This window comes from Parvibaculum sp. (assembly GCF_039680535.1).
GTDB lineage: Bacteria > Pseudomonadota > Alphaproteobacteria > Parvibaculales > Parvibaculaceae > Parvibaculum.
On sequence record NZ_JBDKSS010000005.1, the window covers coordinates 456,249 to 472,628 of the forward strand.

15 protein-coding genes are annotated in these 16,380 nt (G+C 63.1%); 9 read left to right on the top strand and 6 right to left on the bottom strand.

What is annotated here, in order from left to right:
- Nucleotides 1-9 precede the first annotated feature (9 nt).
- The 3 genes from ABFC66_RS03410 to fsa form a co-directional block, all read right to left on the bottom strand.
- Nucleotides 10-1,002 (bottom strand): tyrosine recombinase XerC, encoded by a 993-nt coding sequence (locus ABFC66_RS03410; protein ID WP_346739544.1) that lies wholly within the window; start codon nt 1,000-1,002, stop codon nt 10-12.
- Nucleotides 975-1,715, bottom strand: a complete 741-nt coding sequence (locus ABFC66_RS03415; RefSeq protein WP_346739545.1) for a DUF484 family protein — start codon at nt 1,713-1,715, stop codon at nt 975-977. The genes ABFC66_RS03410 and ABFC66_RS03415 overlap by 28 nt, the downstream gene beginning before the upstream one ends.
- Before the next feature lie 78 nt (nt 1,716-1,793).
- Nucleotides 1,794-2,447 carry a fructose-6-phosphate aldolase gene (gene fsa / locus ABFC66_RS03420; RefSeq protein WP_346739546.1) on the bottom strand — a complete coding sequence of 218 codons (654 nt, stop codon included), beginning with the start codon at nt 2,445-2,447 and terminating at the stop codon, nt 1,794-1,796.
- Nucleotides 2,448-2,632: 185 nt separating this feature from the next.
- Here fsa and ABFC66_RS03425 point away from each other — a divergent pair, with 185 nt between their 5' ends.
- The 8 genes from ABFC66_RS03425 (at nt 2,633) to ABFC66_RS03460 (ending at nt 12,385) form a co-directional block, all read left to right on the top strand.
- Nucleotides 2,633-4,810 carry a primosomal protein N' gene (locus tag ABFC66_RS03425; RefSeq protein ID WP_346739547.1) on the top strand — a complete coding sequence of 726 codons (2,178 nt, stop codon included), beginning with the start codon at nt 2,633-2,635 and terminating at the stop codon, nt 4,808-4,810.
- An 88-nt stretch (nt 4,811-4,898) separates the two neighbouring features.
- Nucleotides 4,899-6,221 carry an FkbM family methyltransferase gene (locus ABFC66_RS03430; RefSeq protein WP_346739548.1) on the top strand — a complete coding sequence of 441 codons (1,323 nt, stop codon included), beginning with the start codon at nt 4,899-4,901 and terminating at the stop codon, nt 6,219-6,221.
- Nucleotides 6,222-6,486: 265 nt separating this feature from the next.
- On the top strand, nt 6,487-7,044 hold the full coding sequence (locus ABFC66_RS03435; protein WP_346739549.1) for a F0F1 ATP synthase subunit delta: 558 nt from the start codon (nt 6,487-6,489) through the stop codon (nt 7,042-7,044).
- Nucleotides 7,044-8,573 (top strand): F0F1 ATP synthase subunit alpha, encoded by a 1,530-nt coding sequence (gene atpA / locus ABFC66_RS03440; RefSeq protein WP_346739550.1) that lies wholly within the window; start codon nt 7,044-7,046, stop codon nt 8,571-8,573. The genes ABFC66_RS03435 and atpA overlap by 1 nt, the downstream gene beginning before the upstream one ends.
- 22 nt (nt 8,574-8,595) lie before the next feature.
- Entirely contained in the window at nt 8,596-9,480 is an 885-nt protein-coding gene (locus ABFC66_RS03445) for a F0F1 ATP synthase subunit gamma (RefSeq protein ID WP_346739551.1), read from the top strand.
- A gap of 35 nt (nt 9,481-9,515) precedes the next feature.
- Nucleotides 9,516-10,952 (top strand): F0F1 ATP synthase subunit beta, encoded by a 1,437-nt coding sequence (atpD, locus tag ABFC66_RS03450; RefSeq protein WP_346739552.1) that lies wholly within the window; start codon nt 9,516-9,518, stop codon nt 10,950-10,952.
- A 25-nt stretch (nt 10,953-10,977) separates the two neighbouring features.
- Nucleotides 10,978-11,376 carry a F0F1 ATP synthase subunit epsilon gene (locus tag ABFC66_RS03455; RefSeq protein ID WP_346739553.1) on the top strand — a complete coding sequence of 133 codons (399 nt, stop codon included), beginning with the start codon at nt 10,978-10,980 and terminating at the stop codon, nt 11,374-11,376.
- Between the two features lie 184 nt (nt 11,377-11,560).
- Nucleotides 11,561-12,385 carry a ferritin-like domain-containing protein gene (locus tag ABFC66_RS03460; RefSeq protein WP_346739554.1) on the top strand — a complete coding sequence of 275 codons (825 nt, stop codon included), beginning with the start codon at nt 11,561-11,563 and terminating at the stop codon, nt 12,383-12,385.
- A gap of 2 nt (nt 12,386-12,387) precedes the next feature.
- Here the strand turns inward: ABFC66_RS03460 and ABFC66_RS03465 are convergent, their stop codons facing one another.
- A complete protein-coding gene (locus ABFC66_RS03465; RefSeq protein ID WP_346739555.1) occupies nt 12,388-13,176 on the bottom strand; it encodes a peptidoglycan DD-metalloendopeptidase family protein in 789 nt (262 codons plus the stop codon).
- 254 nt (nt 13,177-13,430) lie between these two features.
- Between ABFC66_RS03465 and ABFC66_RS03470 the strand changes: the two genes are divergently transcribed.
- Entirely contained in the window at nt 13,431-14,528 is a 1,098-nt protein-coding gene (locus tag ABFC66_RS03470; RefSeq protein ID WP_346739556.1) for a hypothetical protein, read from the top strand.
- Here the strand turns inward: ABFC66_RS03470 and ABFC66_RS03475 are convergent.
- Together ABFC66_RS03475 and ABFC66_RS03480 are read right to left on the bottom strand one after the other, a co-directional pair.
- A complete protein-coding gene (locus tag ABFC66_RS03475; RefSeq protein WP_346739557.1) occupies nt 14,525-15,043 on the bottom strand; it encodes an RNA pyrophosphohydrolase in 519 nt (172 codons plus the stop codon). The genes ABFC66_RS03470 and ABFC66_RS03475 overlap by 4 nt on opposite strands.
- 15 nt (nt 15,044-15,058) lie before the next feature.
- Nucleotides 15,059-16,282 (bottom strand): divergent polysaccharide deacetylase family protein, encoded by a 1,224-nt coding sequence (locus ABFC66_RS03480; protein ID WP_346739558.1) that lies wholly within the window; start codon nt 16,280-16,282, stop codon nt 15,059-15,061.
- Between the last annotated feature and the right edge of the window lie 98 nt (nt 16,283-16,380).

Genomic DNA, 16,380 nt, shown 5'->3' on the forward strand with positions numbered 1-16,380 from the left:
GGCCGGGGCTCAGTGCCCCGCGCGTGGATGCGCCTTGTCGTAGACCTCGAGCAGCCGCTGGCTGTCGACCTCGGTATACATCTGCGTGGTCGAAAGACTGGCATGGCCCAGCAATTCCTGAATGGTCCGGAGATCGCCGCCGCCCGCGAGGAGATGCGTCGCGAAGCTGTGGCGCAGCGCGTGGGGCGTTACCGTATCGGCGAGGCCGAGCTTGCGGCGGAGCTGGATGACGGCTTCGCGCACGATGCGTTGATCGACGCGCTTGCCGCGCGCGCCGACGAACAATGGATCGTCAGGCGTCAGGCCGAAAGGGCATAGCCGCACATATTCGTCCACGGCTTCGCGCGCGACGGCGAGCACTGGCACCATGCGTTCTTTCCGGCCCTTGCCGATGACGCGCAGCGTGTCGCGCAGCGGCGCCTCCCCGCGGTTGAGCGAAAGCGCTTCCGCGATGCGGAGCCCGCAGCCATATAGCAGCGTCAGAATGGCGGCGTTGCGTGCGGCGATCCAGGGCGCGCCTTCGCGCGCGTTCGCCTCGTCGATCAGGTTGAGGGCGGCATCAGGCGTCAGTGGCTTCGGGATCGCATGCGGGATCTTCGGCGAGCGCAGCGCGGTGATCGCTGCGTTGGACACGATGCCCGCACGATCGAGAAAGCGGAAGAAGGAGCGGATGCTGGAGAGCGCGCGAGCGAGGCTCCGGCTTTGCAGGCCCTCGTTGCGCCGCAGTGTCAGAAATGCGCGGAAGTCGCGCAGCTGGAGCTTCCGCAGCGCGTCCAGATCGGCGGGGCCGCCGAGGTGATCGGTGAGGAATTCGAAAAAGCGGGTGAGGTCGCGCAGGTAGTTCACGAGCGTCGCCGGGCTTGCGCGGCGCTCTGCCATCAGATGCGAATACCAGGAACGAAACTCGAGGCGCAGGTCGGAGGCGGCGGCGATCGATGCGGCCGCCTCGTCGGGCGTGGGCGCGAGAACGCCCGTCAGAGATCCGGCGGAAGCTCGAGCCATCGACGCACGCAGCGCTCCACGACACGGCCCAGGAATTCGAGAAGGTCGGCCGCCTGTTCGGGATGGAACTGTTCCGGCTCGAAGCCGCCAAGCGCGAGCAGGCCGGGCGGTGACACGCGCGAGAATTCGAGCCTGACAAGGGCTTCCGACTGCACCTCGTCGGCGAGGTGGTTGTAGAGGCCGCGGCTGCCGCGCACATTGGCGACGAGGCGATAGGGCACGGTGCCGCCCATCATGCGGGCGACGCCGCCCGGTTCGAGCACACGCACGCTGCGCACGCCGATGGCCGAGACGCCATTCGTCGTTTCGATGCAGATCGCGGCGGCGCGCGAGCCGAGCATGCGGGCGAGGCCGTCCGGCGACGTGATGAAGTCGATCAGGTGCTCGAAGTCGCGCGCATCGAGAAGGGCGAGCGCGGCCTGATGCACCTGTTCGCGGGCAAGGCTGTTCAGCGACGAAGCCTCGATCAGGTCCGACTGGATGTCGCGCAGGGTGCGAACCTGATTCTGGAGCTTGCCGATGATGAACTGCTGCATGTCGACCACATTGTGGCCTTCCATGCGGGCCGGCGCGAGAGCCGCAACCAGCTCCGGATCGTTGGCCAGAAAGTCGGGATGCGCCAACAGGTAGTCCCGCACCTGGGCCACGGAAAGGCTCGGCTCGGAACGCCTGATACGCTGCTCGGCTTCGTTGCGGTCGTTATAGTGGCTCATGGCGTCGGACTACCTTCAACTGGCTTGTCTGTTTGTCGTGTTCCGGGGCAAGCCCGTGCCCAAAGTGCCCCGGAGGTCTTAGAGAATCTTCTGTCCCGTCTTCTTCCAGTCGGCGAGGAACTGTTCGAGCCCCTTGTCGGTCAGCGGATGGGCCGCAAGCCCGCGCAGGACCGCCGGCGGAACCGTCGCGACGTCGGCGCCAACCAGAGCCGCGTCCTTCACATGGTTCGCGGTGCGGATCGAGGCGGCGAGAATTTGGGTCTTGAAGTCGTAATTATCGTAGATGGTGCGGATTTCTTCGATCAGCTCCATGCCGTCGAGATTGATGTCGTCGAGGCGGCCGATGAATGGTGAAATGAATGTTGCACCGGCCTTGGCGGCGAGCAGCGCCTGATTCGCGGAGAAGCAGAGGGTGACGTTCACCATCGTGCCTTCGCTTGTCAGCGTCTTGCAGGTCTTGAGGCCGGCCCAGGTCAGCGGCACCTTCACGGCGATATTCTTGGCGATCTTGGCGAGGAAGCGGCCTTCCTTGAGCATTTCATCGGCGTCGAGGGCCGTCACCTCGGCGCTGACCGGCCCGTCGACGATTCCGCAGATTTCCTCGACGACTTCGAGGAAGTTGCGGCCGGACTTGGCAATCAGGGAGGGATTGGTGGTCACGCCATCCAGGAGGCCGGTGGCGGCCAGATCCTTGATTTCGGCGATATCGGCGGTGTCGACAAAAAACTTCATTTGTGGGGCTTTGCTCTTGAGGCGATTACGGTCGCTTATGTCAGTCCAGTAGAGGTCGCGGCGCAACCGTCTTTTTTCTTTTTTTGCCCATTGGAGGGTCAGGTGCAAGTCGCGACGTTCCGCTTGCTTTATCAGGTATTACACTGTCGCGTCGCCTTTGAACTTTCCTCCCCGAAGTAGAGCGGATGCCCGTTAAGACATTGCCGAAAAGCGTCAGCGTTCTCATTCCGCTCGCCCTGCCAGCACCTTACGACTACGAGGTTCCTGACGGGTTAATCGCGGAGCCGGGTTCCTATGTAATTGTGCCCTTGGGGGCGCAGCAGATTCTCGGCGTCGTATGGGGCGAGGGAACGGGCGAGGTCGATCCGAAAAGGTTGAAACCGATTCTCGAAGTGCTCGACGTGCCGCCCATGCCGGAGGTGTTACGGCGATTTGTCGACTGGCTCGCCGCCTATACGCTCAATCCGCGCGGCTCCGTGCTGCGCCTCGCCATTCGCGCGCCCGGCGCGCTGGAGCCGCAGCGCATGCGGACTGCCTACCGCCTTGTGGACAAGCGCCCTGCGCGGATGACGCCGGCGCGGCAGCGTGTTGTCGACACCGCAATGGATCAGTTTGCGCGCACCACGCGCGAACTTGCGGAGGAGGCGGGCGTTTCAGATGGCGTTGTGCGCGGTCTCGTCGACGCGGGCGCGCTGGTGCCTGTCGATCTGCCGACCGAGGCGCCGTTCCCGACGCCTGACGTTGCGGCTGTCTCGAAGTCGCTCTCGCCCGAGCAGCAGGCGGCCGCGACGACGCTGCGCGAACGGGTCGATGCGAACCGCTTCGCTGCGATTCTTCTCGACGGCGTGACGGGATCGGGCAAGACGGAGGTTTATTTCGAGGCTGTGGCCGAAGCGCTGGCGCAGGGCCGTCAGGTGCTGATCCTCTTGCCGGAAATCGCGCTGACGAGCCAGTTTCTTGAACGTTTCCAGGGGCGCTTTCACTGCCGTCCCGCAGAGTGGCATTCGGAACTTTCGAGCCGCGAACGCACGCGCGTCTGGCGCGGCGTTGCGGAGGGCCGCGCCCGTGTCGTCGTCGGCGCGCGCTCGGCGCTTTTTCTTCCCTTCCCTGAACTCGGCCTCATCGTTGTCGACGAGGAGCATGAAGCCGCTTTCAAACAGGAGGAGGGCGTCACCTATCATGCGCGCGACATGGCTGTGGTGCGCGCCTCGCTCGGACAGTTTCCGATCATCCTCAGCTCCGCTACGCCGTCGCTCGAAAGCGCGGTCAATGCGGAGCAGGGGCGCTATGAACGCATCGTGCTGCCGGAGCGGCATGGCGTTGCGGAGCTTCCCTCGATCACCGCGATCGATATGCGTACCGAGCCGCCCGAGCGCGGACGCTGGCTTGCGCCGCGCCTCGTCGAAGAAATCGCGAATGCGCTGGCGGCCGGCGAGCAGGCGATGCTCTTCCTCAACCGGCGCGGCTATGCTCCGTTGACGCTTTGCCGAACCTGCGGGCATCGCATCGAATGCCCGCAATGTTCGTCATGGCTCGTCGAGCATCGTTTTCGCCGCGAACTCGTCTGTCATCATTGCGGCTATTCGGCGCCAGTGCCGAAGGCATGCCCTTCCTGCGGCGCGGAGGACTCGCTCATCGCCTGCGGACCGGGCGTGGAACGCATCGCAGAGGAAGTGGCGGAGCGCTTTCCCGAGGCGCGGCTTGCCGTTCTCTCAAGCGACAATCTCCGGGGGCCGCAATCGCATGAGGAAATGTTCCGTGCGATCGAGGCGCGCGAAGTGGACATCATCGTCGGTACGCAGATCGTCGCGAAGGGACATCACTTCCCCTGGCTCACGGTGGTTGGCGTCGTCGATGCCGATCTCGGCCTGGAGAACGGAGATCTGCGTGCCGCGGAGCGGACATTTCAGCTCTTGCAGCAGGTGGCGGGGCGCGCGGGCCGCGCAGAGAGGCCGGGCCGTGTCTTCCTCCAAACCTATATGCCAGAACATGCCGTCATGCGCGCGCTCGTCGCGGGAAAGCGCGACGCGTTTTTGAAACGCGAAGCTGAGGCGCGGGAGCGTGTCGGCCTGCCACCTTTCGGTCGGCTCGTCGGCATTGTCGTTTCGTCGGAGAATGCGGCGTTCGCACAGAAATTCGCCCGCGACATGGCGCGGCACGCGCCGCAGGCGGAGGAGGTATCTGTTCTCGGGCCCGCGCCCGCGCCGCTCGCGCTGCTCAGGGGGCGCACGCGGCTCCGTTTCCTCGTCAAGGCGACCCGCAACGTCAATATTCAGGCCTATATGCAGGCATGGCTCGGCGAGATGAAGGTGCCTGCCGCGATCAGGGTCTCGGTCGATATCGACCCTTACAGCTTTCTCTAGGCCCTTGGCCCCCCGCCTGCTGAAAGCATTTCATTAAGCATTCCTTCGTATGGTTTACGGGAAATGAACATCAGCCCGTGAGGCTCATATGAAATGCGCCGTCATTACCCCGGTCGGCCCGGGGCATAAGGACACCTACGAGATTTGCCGCCGATCGATCGAGGCGGCGTGGGACCATGGGCATGGGCCTTTCGAGGCTCTGGCGATTCTGCCGATGTGGGACCTCGAGGGTCAGCATGGCCGCTCCGCCCGGCGCAATGCGGGCATAGACGAGGCGGCCGCGCTCGGGTGCGACTGGCTTTTCTTTCTCGATGCGGACGATCTCTTCAATGTGGGCACCTTCGTCGCCTTCGGAAAATATTGCGACCGCTACGACGCCGTCTGGGGAAACATCTGTGAGAACATGTTCGGGACGGAGCAGATCAAGCTCCGCGAAGGACAACTCGTCGCCACGGAGAGCATCGGCGATATTCTCTCGACGCCACCTTTCCTCACGCTGCAGATGGGGCATTTCGTCCGCACGGAATGTGCTGCGGCGGTGAAGTTCGACACGGAGATGAACGCGGGCGAGGACTTCAAGTTCTACCTTGGACTCTGGAGCAGGTTTCGTTGCGCCAAAGTGCCGGAGATCTTCTTCATCAATCGCCGCGGCTATCATTCCACGGGGCCGCGTTCGGCGGACGGACAGCAATGGACCCGCGCCGTGCAGGGCGTCATTCACGATTGCTGCAAGGCGCTGAATTTTTCCTGCGACGTGAATTTCGACGGCAAGGCAACGCGCTTCGCCATCGACAATCCGTCCGACATCATTCAGCAGCATCACCTGCAGGGCGCGTTCTTCGAGATCGATGAATTGAAGGTGGTTCGCGACGTCGTCGGCCCCGGCAAGACCATTGTCGAGGTCGGCGCGAATATCGGCAACCATCTCGTCTTCTATGCGCAGCACATGGAGTCGAAGAAGATATTCCCCTTCGAGCCGAACCCCGCCGCCATCGGGCTCTTGCGCCGGAACATCGAAGCCAACGGTCTCGGCGAGATCGTCGATGATCGTGGTATCGGCATAGGCGCGGGCGCGCGCTACGGGACTTTCTCGATTGAACTTCCCTATGACAACAATCTGGGTGCCGCGCGGCTCGTCGAAGGAGGGGTGGAGCGGCTGGAGGTCTTTCCGCTGGACGAACGCCTCAAGGGCGAGGCGGTCGATTTCATCAAGATCGACGTCGAAGGCATGGAGTTCGATGTGCTGGAGGGCGCGGCCCGGATCATCGACCAGAATCGGCCGGTTCTCATGGTCGAGGTGTTCCGGGACAAGATTTCGGCCTTCGAGGCCTGGTGCCGGGACCACGGTTACAAGATCAGGAACCGCTTCCACTGTGTCCACGCGGTCAATTTTCTGGCCGTCGCCGCCTGAACCCTCGTCGGGAGCATGCATTAGCGCCGCTGTCCGGCCCGGACAGCGGCTTTTTGCCGTCCCGCTTGTCCAGAATGTCGCACCCTGCCAATTGCAGGCCGGGATGTTGCACATGCGCGGGGCTTATGTTACCAAACGCGCGGCCTTGGGGGCAGCGGGACCTCTCTCTCCCCTTGGCCAAAATAAGCTAGCGAATTCAATTGGTTGGTGGGCCGCCCCGCAGACGGTGCACTGATCGCCAAGAACCTACGGGCGAGCGCGCCAAGTGGCATCTGAACACATCGTTTCCGGCATGGCCGGCCGTTACGCAACGGCACTGTTCGAACTCGCCGAGAGCGAAGGCTCGCTCGACGCGGTTGCGGCTGATCTCGGCCGTATTCGGTCGCTGATCGACGGCAGCGCCGATCTCAAGAGTGTCGTCCTGAGCCCCGTGCTCGGCGCTGAAGAGCAGGGTCGCGCTTTCGCGGCCATTCTCGATCGCGCGGGCATCAAGGGTCTCGTCGCAAATTTCATCGGCCTCGTGGTCAAGCGCCGGCGCCTTTTTGCGCTGCCGGACATGATCGCGGGTTTCAACCGTCTTCTCGCCGCCAAGCGTGGCGAGGTGTCGGCCGATGTGACTTCTGCCCATCCGCTCTCCGATGCACAGCTTTCGAGCCTCAAGACGGCGCTCAAGGCTGCGACGGGGCGCGATGTTCTTATCAATACACGCGTCGATGAGGGGCTCCTCGGTGGGCTCATCGTCAAGGTCGGGAGCCGGATGATCGATTCGTCTCTCAAGACCAAGCTCAATTCTCTCAAGCTTGCCATGAAAGAGGCCTCCTGATGGACATTCAGGCTGCGGAAATTTCCGCAATCCTCAAGCAGCAGATCAAAGGGTTCGGCGCGGAAGCGCAGGTCTCGGAGATCGGCCAGGTGCTCTCCGTCGGTGACGGTATTGCTCGCGTTTACGGTCTCGACAACGTCCAGGCGGGCGAAATGGTCGAGTTTCCGGGCGGCATCCGCGGCATGGCGCTGAACCTCGAAAGCGACAATGTCGGCGTCGTTATCTTCGGTAACGACCGCGACATTAAAGAAGGCGATACGGTGAAGCGCACGGGCTCCATCGTGGACGTGCCGGTCGGCAAGGGCCTTCTCGGCCGCGTCGTCGACCCGCTTGGCAACCCGATCGACGGCAAGGGTCCGATCGTGTCGGACGAGCGCCGTCGCGTCGACGTCAAGGCGCCGGGCATCATTCCCCGCAAGTCGGTGCATGAGCCGATGCAGACGGGCCTCAAGGCCATCGACGCGCTGATCCCGATCGGCCGTGGCCAGCGCGAGCTGATCATCGGCGACCGCCAGACCGGCAAGACGGCCATCGCCATCGACGCCATCCTGAACCAGAAGCCGCTCAACCAGGGCGACGACGAAGGTCAGAAGCTCTATTGCATCTACGTCGCCATCGGCCAGAAGCGCTCGACGGTTGCGCAGATCGTGAAGACGCTGGAAGAAAACGGCGCCCTTCAGTACACGATCATCGTCGCCGCGACGGCCTCCGAGCCGGCGCCGCTGCAGTTCCTGGCGCCGTTTGCCGGCTGCACCATGGGCGAATATTTCCGCGACAACGGCATGCACGGCCTCGTCGTCTATGACGATCTGTCCAAGCAGGCCGTCGCTTACCGCCAGATGTCGCTGCTGCTGCGTCGTCCGCCGGGACGCGAAGCCTATCCGGGCGACGTTTTCTATCTCCATTCCCGTCTGCTCGAGCGCGCCGCGAAGCTCAACGACGAGAACGGCAAGGGTTCGCTCACCGCTCTCCCGATCATCGAGACGCAGGCGAACGACGTGTCGGCCTATATTCCGACCAACGTGATTTCGATCACGGACGGCCAGATCTTCCTCGAGACGGATCTCTTCTATCAGGGCATCCGTCCGGCGGTGAACGTCGGTCTCTCCGTGTCGCGCGTCGGTTCGTCCGCCCAGATCAAGGCGATGAAGCAGGTTGCCGGCAAGATCAAGGGTGAGCTCGCGCAGTACCGCGAAATGGCGGCCTTCGCGCAGTTCGGCTCCGATCTCGACGCCGCGACGCAGCGCCTTCTGAACCGTGGTTCGCGCCTGACGGAACTGCTCAAGCAGCCCCAGTTCTCGCCCCTCAAGGTCGAAGAGCAGGTGGTCGTGATCTATGCCGGCGTGAACGGCTATCTCGACAAGCTGCCGGTCTCCGATGTCGGTCGTTACGAGCAGGAGCTTCTGCGCAATATCCGCACGAGCCACACCGGCATTCTCGATGCGATCCGCACCGAGAAGCAGGTCTCGAACGACACGGAAGCCAAGCTCAAGGCGGCGGTCGAAAGCTTCACCAAGGCGTTTGCCTGATCTAAGAACCGGGTAAGGCCTCATGGCGAGCCTCAAAGACCTAAGAAACCGCATCGCGAGCGTAAAGGCGACGCAGAAGATCACGAAGGCGATGCAGATGGTCGCCGCCGCGAAGCTTCGTCGTGCGCAGGAAGCTGCGGAAGCGGCGCGTCCCTATGCGACGCGCATGGACAATGTGCTTGCCAATCTCGCTGCGGGAATGGCGGGCCGTGACGACGCTCCGAAGCTCCTCGCGGGCACGGGCAGCGATCAGGTCCATCTCGTGATCGTGGCGACCGCCGATCGCGGTCTCTGCGGTGGTTTCAACTCGTCGATCTCGCGTCTCGCACGTGAGCACATCTACAAGCTCCAGCGCGATGGCAAGACGGTGAAGATCGTCACCGTCGGCCGCAAGGGCCGTGATGCGCTGAAGCGCCTTTTCGGCGACAAGATCGTGAAGAGCTACGAGTTCACCGGACTTCGCTCGATCGGTTTTGCCCAGGCTGAAGAGATCGCGCAGGCTGTGCGTGGCATGTTCGACGCGGGCGAGTTCGACGTCGCGACGATCTTCTTCTCGAAGTTCGTCAATGTGGTGACGCAGATACCGACGGCGCAGCAGCTCATTCCGGCAAGCGTGCCGGTCGCGGGCCAGGGCGGCGTCGACCTTGGTGGCGCCGTTTACGACTATGAGCCGGACGAAGCCGAAATCCTGAAGGATCTGCTTCCGCGCAATCTTGCGGTGCAGATTTTCAAGGCGCTCCTCGAGAATGTGGCGGGCGAGTTCGGTGCCAAGATGTCTGCGATGGACAACGCGACGCGCAATGCGGGCGAGATGATCAAGAAACTCCAGATCACCTACAACCGTTCGCGTCAGGCGATGATCACCAAAGAACTGATCGAAATCATTTCGGGCGCCGAAGCCCTCTAAAGACTTGCCCCTGACGGGAAGATTAAGGAAGCCCAATGAGCAACCCAGTCGGAAAGATCGCACAAATCATCGGTGCCGTCGTGGACGTCCAGTTCACCGACGCGCTGCCGGCCATTCTGAACGCGCTTGAGACGAACAATGGCGGAAACCGCCTTGTCCTCGAAGTCGCGCAGCATCTGGGCGAGAACACGGTTCGCACCATCGCGATGGACACGACCGAAGGTCTGGTGCGCGGCCAGGAAGTGCGCGACACGGGAAGCGCGATTTCGGTTCCCGTCGGCGACGGCACGCTCGGCCGCATCATCAACGTCATCGGCGAGCCGGTGGACGAAGCCGGCCCCGTGAAGGCCGACGCGACCCGCGCGATCCACCAGGACGCGCCCGCCTTTGTCGAGCAGTCGACGGAAGCCGAAATGCTCGTCACGGGCATCAAGGTCGTCGATCTTCTCGCGCCCTATGCGCGCGGCGGCAAGATCGGCCTCTTCGGCGGCGCCGGCGTGGGCAAGACGGTTCTCATCCAGGAGCTCATCAACAACATCGCGAAGGCGCATGGCGGCTACTCCGTGTTCGCCGGCGTCGGTGAGCGTACCCGTGAAGGCAACGACCTCTATCACGAGATGATCGAGTCGGGCGTGAACAAGGACCCGCGCGAGAACAATGGCGATACGACCGGTTCGAAGTGCGCCCTCGTGTTCGGCCAGATGAACGAGCCCCCGGGAGCCCGCGCCCGCGTCGCTCTGACGGGTCTGACCGTCGCCGAGCATTTCCGCGACAAGGGCCAGGACGTGCTCTTCTTCGTCGACAACATCTTCCGCTTCACGCAGGCGGGTTCGGAAGTGTCGGCGCTTCTCGGCCGTATTCCTTCGGCCGTGGGCTATCAGCCGACGCTCGCCACCGACATGGGCGCGCTGCAGGAACGCATCACCACGACGACCAAGGGTTCGATCACCTCGGTGCAGGCCATTTACGTGCCCGCCGACGACTTGACCGACCCGGCGCCTGCGACTTCGTTCGCGCATCTTGACGCGACGACCGTTCTCAACCGTGCGATCTCGGAAAAGGGCATTTATCCCGCCGTGGACCCGCTCGACTCGACCTCGCGCATTCTCGAGCCGCGCGTCGTCGGTCAGGAGCACTATGAGACCGCGCGTCGCGTGCAGGAAATCCTTCAGCGCTACAAGTCGCTGCAGGACATCATCGCGATCCTGGGCATGGACGAACTCTCGGAAGAGGACAAGCTCGTCGTCGCCCGCGCCCGCAAGATCGAGCGCTTCCTGTCGCAGCCGTTCCACGTCGCCGAAGTCTTCACCGGTACGCCGGGCTGCCTCGTCGACATCAAGGACACGGTGAAGGGCTTCAAGGGTCTCTGCGATGGCGATTATGACCATCTGCCGGAAGCTGCCTTCTACATGGTTGGCACGATCGAAGACGCGATGAAGAAGGCCGAACGCCTTGCGGCGGAAGCTGCCTAAGCAGATCTAGGACGGAACGAGCCTCATGGCCGATAAGCTGCATTTCGACCTCGTGTCCCCGGAACGGCTTCTCCTCTCGGAGAATGTCGACATGGTGACCGTGCCCGGCAAGGAAGGTGACTTCGGTGTTCTCGCCGGACACTCGCCCATGATGACGGTGCTTCGCCCGGGCGTGATCAATGTCGACGAGGCCGGCAAGCCGCAGCGCCGCATTTTCGTGCGGGGCGGCTTTGCCGAGGTCACGCCGGCGGGTCTCACGGTTCTGGCCGAGCATACGATTCCGGTCGAGGAACTCGATCAGGCGAAGCTCGATCTCGAAATCGGCTATGCCGCGGAAGATGTCGCCGACGCCACGAGCGATGACGCCCGGCTGGCGGCGCAGGAGAAGCTCGATCATCTGAAACAGATGCATCTGGCTCTCTGAGGCTCCCCGAAAATCCATATATCGAAGGGCGGTGCCTAGGCGCCGCCCTTTGTTTTTTTGGGCGATGCTGCGGTTTTTTGGCGCGTGTTGCAGCCTTAACCCGTTGATGCCATTGCGATATAGTTTCCCATGGTGCTTGTTAGAGGGCCGGGGAAGCAGAACGTAGAAAAAGCTGGATCGGAAGATGAGCCGTCACTGGACACTCGACGATATCAAATGGGCGGATTTCGACGCTTCCAAGGTCGATCAGGATATTCTGCGCGCGGTGAAAGCGGCAGCCATGGTCGAGTACAATGCGCCCGACTACGTCACCTATCTGTGCAATGTCTTCTCCGACCGGCCGGACGTGAAGGAAACCGTCCATCGCTGGGGCGAGGAGGAGGTGCAGCATGGTGCGGCGCTCGCGCGCTGGGCAGAGCTTGCCGATCCGGACTTCAGTTTCGAAGCGGCATTCAAGCGTTTCCGCGACAGCTACAAGATTCCCACCGATGCGATCCAGTCGGTGCGCGGAAGCCGCGCGGGCGAGCTCGTGGCGCGCTGCGTCGTCGAAAGCGGCACGTCGTCCTACTACACCGCGATCAAGGATGCGACCGACGAGCCGGTGCTGAAGCAGATCGCAGCCAACATCGCCGCGGATGAATTCCGTCACTACAAGCTTTTCTACGATCAGTTCAACTCGCTTGGCGAGGCGCAGCCCTCCATTCTCTCCCGTGCGCGCATAGCGATCGGGCGCGTTTCAGAGGCCGACGACGACGAGTTGGCCTGCGCCTATTACTCCGCGAACACCCCCGCCGATGGCAGCGTGCCTTACGATCGGGCGCGTTTCGCGAAGGCTTATGAAAAGCGCGCGCTGGGTCTTTATCGCAAGCAGCATGTCGACCGCCTGGTCTCAATGGTCGGCAAGGCAGCTGGCCTGAAGCCGCATGGCGTCATCATGCGGATCGTCGGATCGGCCGTATGGGCCTTCTGGAGCATGCGGTCGAAGCGGCTGGCGAGCGCCGCCGTCTGACCTCAACTGGAGGCGGAGAACCAGGGCAGCGGTTCCGCCAGGCCGTCGCGGTTTCTCATATCGAAATAGACCAGGGATTCCGCGTCGGCATTAAAGGCCGTCGCGAGAGCGGGCGCCGCATCGGCTGAACTCGTCGCCAGAATTTGTCCGCGCGCAATTGTCTCGCCGCGTTTGACCGCCAGCGTTCCAAGCCCCCCGATAACAAGCCGGTGTCCGCCCGACAGGCCGACGATCAGAACCCTCCTGTAGCCCTTGAACTCGCCTGCAAACAGAACGCGGCCATTCACCGGGCTTTGCAGATCGCAGTTGCCCGGAACGTCGAGGGCGATGCCGCCCGATCCCCGTGCAGTCGGCGACACGCCTGAAAAATGCGCCCGCCGGTGATCTATCGCGCCACCGCGACGGATCGCCAATGTTCCCGTTTCGCCGATGGTGCAGGACTGCGTCTCTTTCTGTTTCTCTGCCGGAGCAGGTTCGGCACGCTCCATCGCCGCTCGTGGCGGATTGGGCGCCGCCACCGCCGGTCTGGTCAGGGGCTTGATGGCCGCCGGAGTGTCTTCCAGTTCGGCAGCTATACTCGCGCGAATATCCTTGCAGATCGCGGCATAAGTGCGCGGCCAATAGGACCTGTCGACATTGTGCAGGCAGTCGCCGAGATTTGGTGGGCGCGCTTCGATCCCGGCGACAGACGAGATGAAATCCCGCGCCTCATCAAGATCGAGCCCGGCTCCGAGCCCGACAATGCAAGCGGCGCCGAGGCAGATATTCGCGACGTGGCGCAAGGCGCTCATGGCGTCGCTGCTCTGGTGTGTACGCTTTCCATCCCTGACTCGAACAAGATACTCCGTCAGGGGAATAGCGCGCAGACCTTGTTTTGGTTCCGTCTTCCGCGATGGCGTGCAGCTTGATCCTGTTTGGATATTGTTTTGCACATTAACCATTCTCGCGCGTTCAATGTGAAACGAATGCATGGATGTGGCCGGGCACGTTCAGGGCGCACCATCGTTTGTTCAAGAGGGGGCGGAAGGGGAATGGCGGCCTGAAAATGCGTAGTCAATCCATCGGCACGAGCGAGCAGTATTGGCGAGACCGTTACGGACTTCCTCCGCGCTCCGAGGAGAGAATGCCTCCGGCCTCGCGCTCGACGCGCCGCCATTGGCGCATATCGCCACGGAGGCCCGCGCGCTCCGCGGGCGCGATGCATCTGCTCGACGCCGTGGCGTCAAAGCGAGGATTTGTCCTCAAGCTCGGCTTTGCAGCTCTTGCTGCGATCTGGATTGCCGTCGGCGGTCTGTTCCTTGCCCGTCTCGAGTTGAACTCCGCGCAGGGCGCGTCGGCGCCGGGCACTTTCGACGTCGATCAGGAGGGAGGGCTTGCACGGCTCTTCGTGTCGCGCAGCCATGATGCGTTGTTATCGGACAATGCGGCAGCGAACGAAGCCGCACTCATCGCTCTGCGTGGATATATTCTCACCGGCAGCGAGGGGTTCAGGACAGAGTGGCAACGCAATGTCGCGCTCTTCGATGCGTCGCAGGGAGCCATCGTGAAGAGCTCGCGGGGCTGGACCGACGGTCGGCAGCTTCTTCAGCTGACGGATTTTCGTCGAACCTCGGAGGAGCTTCTCGCCGAAGAGCGGGTGATCGCGGGAATTGTCGGAACGCCCAACCGGTTTCCGGGCTTGAGGCTCTATGACGAGGAAGTTTCGCCAGCCTTCGACGAGGCGCTCAGACTCTGCGATCTGATGCTGCAATCCATCATGACGTCGAACTGGCCGGATAGCGCATCGAGCGTCGACGCACTGGCGCGGCTGCGCGGCGACCTGCGGACGATGAGGGCGGGGCTGGCCTTGTACCTGCACTCGAGAGCGACGACGATGCCGATAGAAGTCGAGGCGGCCTACGAGTCGTTTCAAGGCGCCGACGGCATTCTTTCCGCGCTTCGCATCAAGGCCAGACCGGAAGACCAGGCGAAGTACGACCGTCTGTCGGCGCTGCTCCAGTCGACGGACAAGCAGTTGCAGCAGATTCTTGCACTGAAGCGGACCGCGCGCTGGGACTATGCCGACTATGCGTTCAGGCAGAAGGTCATGCCGCTATCGGAAAAGATTTCGACGACGCTCGGCGACTGGAGGAACGGAAGCTAGAGCGGCTTCGCGAGCGGCCCCAGTTCACGCACGATCTGCTCGTAGACGCCGCGCTTGAACGGGACGATCAGTTCGACGAGTTCGCTCACGGGCACCCATGCCCATTCGCTGAATTCCTGATGCGCGTCGGCGGTGAGGTCGAAGTCCTCGTCGCGGCCGAGATAGCGCATCGCGTACCATTTCTGCTTCTGGCCGCGATATTTCCCTTTCAGCGCGTGGCCGACGAGATGCGGGGGAAGGTCGTAGGTGAGCCAGTCGGATGTCTCGCCGATGATCTCGGCATTGTCGATTCCGGTCTCTTCCTTCAACTCGCGGAAAGCAGCCTCGCGCGGATCTTCGCCCGCGTCGATGCCGCCCTGCGGCATCTGCCATGTGAGAGGCGATCCGGTATCTACCTGCTGAATCCGGTTGCCGGCCCAGACGAGACCTTCCTTGTTGATGAGCATGATGCCCACGCACGGGCGATAGGGGAGGCTCTCGGGATCGACGGTCTTTGGTTCGTCGCGCTTCACCATTTCCATTTGCTCCCGTTACTTCGGTCCGTGCGCGGTCGCCGTCACCGGAACCAGCACAACGCCATTGCCCTTCAGGCCTTCCGCCCAACGCGCCACCTCGTCCACCGTAACGGGGAAGGCGGAGGCGATGCCCACGGCGAGCCCGGACTGTTTGGCGCTATCCTCAAGCATGGAAAGGGACTGCTTGATGACGTCGGGGTTCTGCACGGGATCGATCATGCGCGTGCCTTGCGCGACCGGCAGTCCGATTTCGCCGCCGAGCTTCGGCGCGAGGCTGCGCTGCGATGTGCCATTGTCGACATACATGAGGCCACGCGATTTGAGCGCGGCGAGGATGGGCGACAGCGCATCGGCGGCGCTCGTGAAGCGTGCGCCCTGATAGTTCATGACACCCGCATAACCTGCAAAGCGGCTCATCTGCCATTCGAGGCGCGAGATATTCTCTGGGGCCTGAAGGTTCGTCAGAAGCGTGTAGGGGCCCGGATCGTTCTGCGGATAGCCGAAGGGTTCCATCGGCAGTTCGAGCAGGACTTCGTGGCCCGCCGCGCGCGCCTTGCCGATCCATTCCTGCAGTCTGGCGCCGTAAGGCGCGAAGGAGAGGGTTACCTCAGGCGGCAATACCTCGATCGCATGAGCGGTCGCGCTTTCGCTGATGCCCATGCCGCTGACGACGACGGCAACGCGAGGACCGTCGGGAAGGCCCTTCGGCAAGGGGCGCGCATAAACCTTCCACGCCTGACGGCCATCTTTGGAAATGACGGGCAGCGGGCCTTGCGTGCCATTCGCGACCAGAGCTGGGTCGGGCGCTGGGCGAAGCGGCCCGATAGCGTCCGGCGCAGGCGTGTTGTCGTCGCTCGGTGCTGACTCAGCGCCGACGATTCTGACGCCGTCGGCCGACGCGGGCTCATCGCCCTGTTCGACGCGCTTTGCGGCGTCCAGCAGGGCCTGCTCGTCGGCACTGGGCTGGTCGGGATCGGGAAGTGTCGTCCCGGCCTTGGGCGCGGCTGGCGTCTCGTCCGGATTGCTGGGGCGCAGTTCGGCTGGCGGCGCCGGCGGTTGCGCGGGCTCGGGCGCAACCGCCAAGCGCACCACAGGCTCGCCTGCCAGCTTATGGTCCGAGAGGAACAGCCATCCAAGCGTGCCGCCAAAGACGAGGGCGACAATGATCGCCGCGATGGCGAGCAGCCCGGGACGGCGCGTCTCGTCGCCGGTCATGGCAGACAGCGGGTTACGCGGCATCGCGAATTTCCTGCGGCATGGTCTGCCCAAGCCGTGTATCAGCCGACGCAATCACGCCTTTGCCCCCTTGCTGCCCAGTATACGCCCGGTTTGCGCGC

What these genes read in the sequence shown, in the direction of transcription:
- ABFC66_RS03430 (WP_346739548.1), top strand. Translation starts at nt 4,899, where the DNA reads ATGAAATGCGCCGTCATTACCCCGGTCGGCCCGGGGCATAAGGACACC.
- ABFC66_RS03460 (WP_346739554.1), top strand. Translation starts at nt 11,561, where the DNA reads ATGAGCCGTCACTGGACACTCGACGATATCAAATGGGCGGATTTCGAC.
- ABFC66_RS03465 (WP_346739555.1), bottom strand. Translation starts at nt 13,176, where the DNA reads ATGAGCGCCTTGCGCCACGTCGCGAATATCTGCCTCGGCGCCGCTTGC.
- ABFC66_RS03480 (WP_346739558.1), bottom strand. Translation starts at nt 16,282, where the DNA reads ATGCCGCGTAACCCGCTGTCTGCCATGACCGGCGACGAGACGCGCCGT.
- atpD (WP_346739552.1), top strand. Translation starts at nt 9,516, where the DNA reads ATGAGCAACCCAGTCGGAAAGATCGCACAAATCATCGGTGCCGTCGTG.
- atpA (WP_346739550.1), top strand. Translation starts at nt 7,044, where the DNA reads ATGGACATTCAGGCTGCGGAAATTTCCGCAATCCTCAAGCAGCAGATC.
- ABFC66_RS03445 (WP_346739551.1), top strand. Translation starts at nt 8,596, where the DNA reads ATGGCGAGCCTCAAAGACCTAAGAAACCGCATCGCGAGCGTAAAGGCG.
- ABFC66_RS03475 (WP_346739557.1), bottom strand. Translation starts at nt 15,043, where the DNA reads ATGGTGAAGCGCGACGAACCAAAGACCGTCGATCCCGAGAGCCTCCCC.
- ABFC66_RS03425 (WP_346739547.1), top strand. Translation starts at nt 2,633, where the DNA reads ATGCCCGTTAAGACATTGCCGAAAAGCGTCAGCGTTCTCATTCCGCTC.
- ABFC66_RS03455 (WP_346739553.1), top strand. Translation starts at nt 10,978, where the DNA reads ATGGCCGATAAGCTGCATTTCGACCTCGTGTCCCCGGAACGGCTTCTC.
- ABFC66_RS03415 (WP_346739545.1), bottom strand. Translation starts at nt 1,715, where the DNA reads ATGAGCCACTATAACGACCGCAACGAAGCCGAGCAGCGTATCAGGCGT.
- fsa (WP_346739546.1), bottom strand. Translation starts at nt 2,447, where the DNA reads ATGAAGTTTTTTGTCGACACCGCCGATATCGCCGAAATCAAGGATCTG.
- ABFC66_RS03410 (WP_346739544.1), bottom strand. Translation starts at nt 1,002, where the DNA reads ATGGCTCGAGCTTCCGCCGGATCTCTGACGGGCGTTCTCGCGCCCACG.
- ABFC66_RS03470 (WP_346739556.1), top strand. Translation starts at nt 13,431, where the DNA reads ATGCGTAGTCAATCCATCGGCACGAGCGAGCAGTATTGGCGAGACCGT.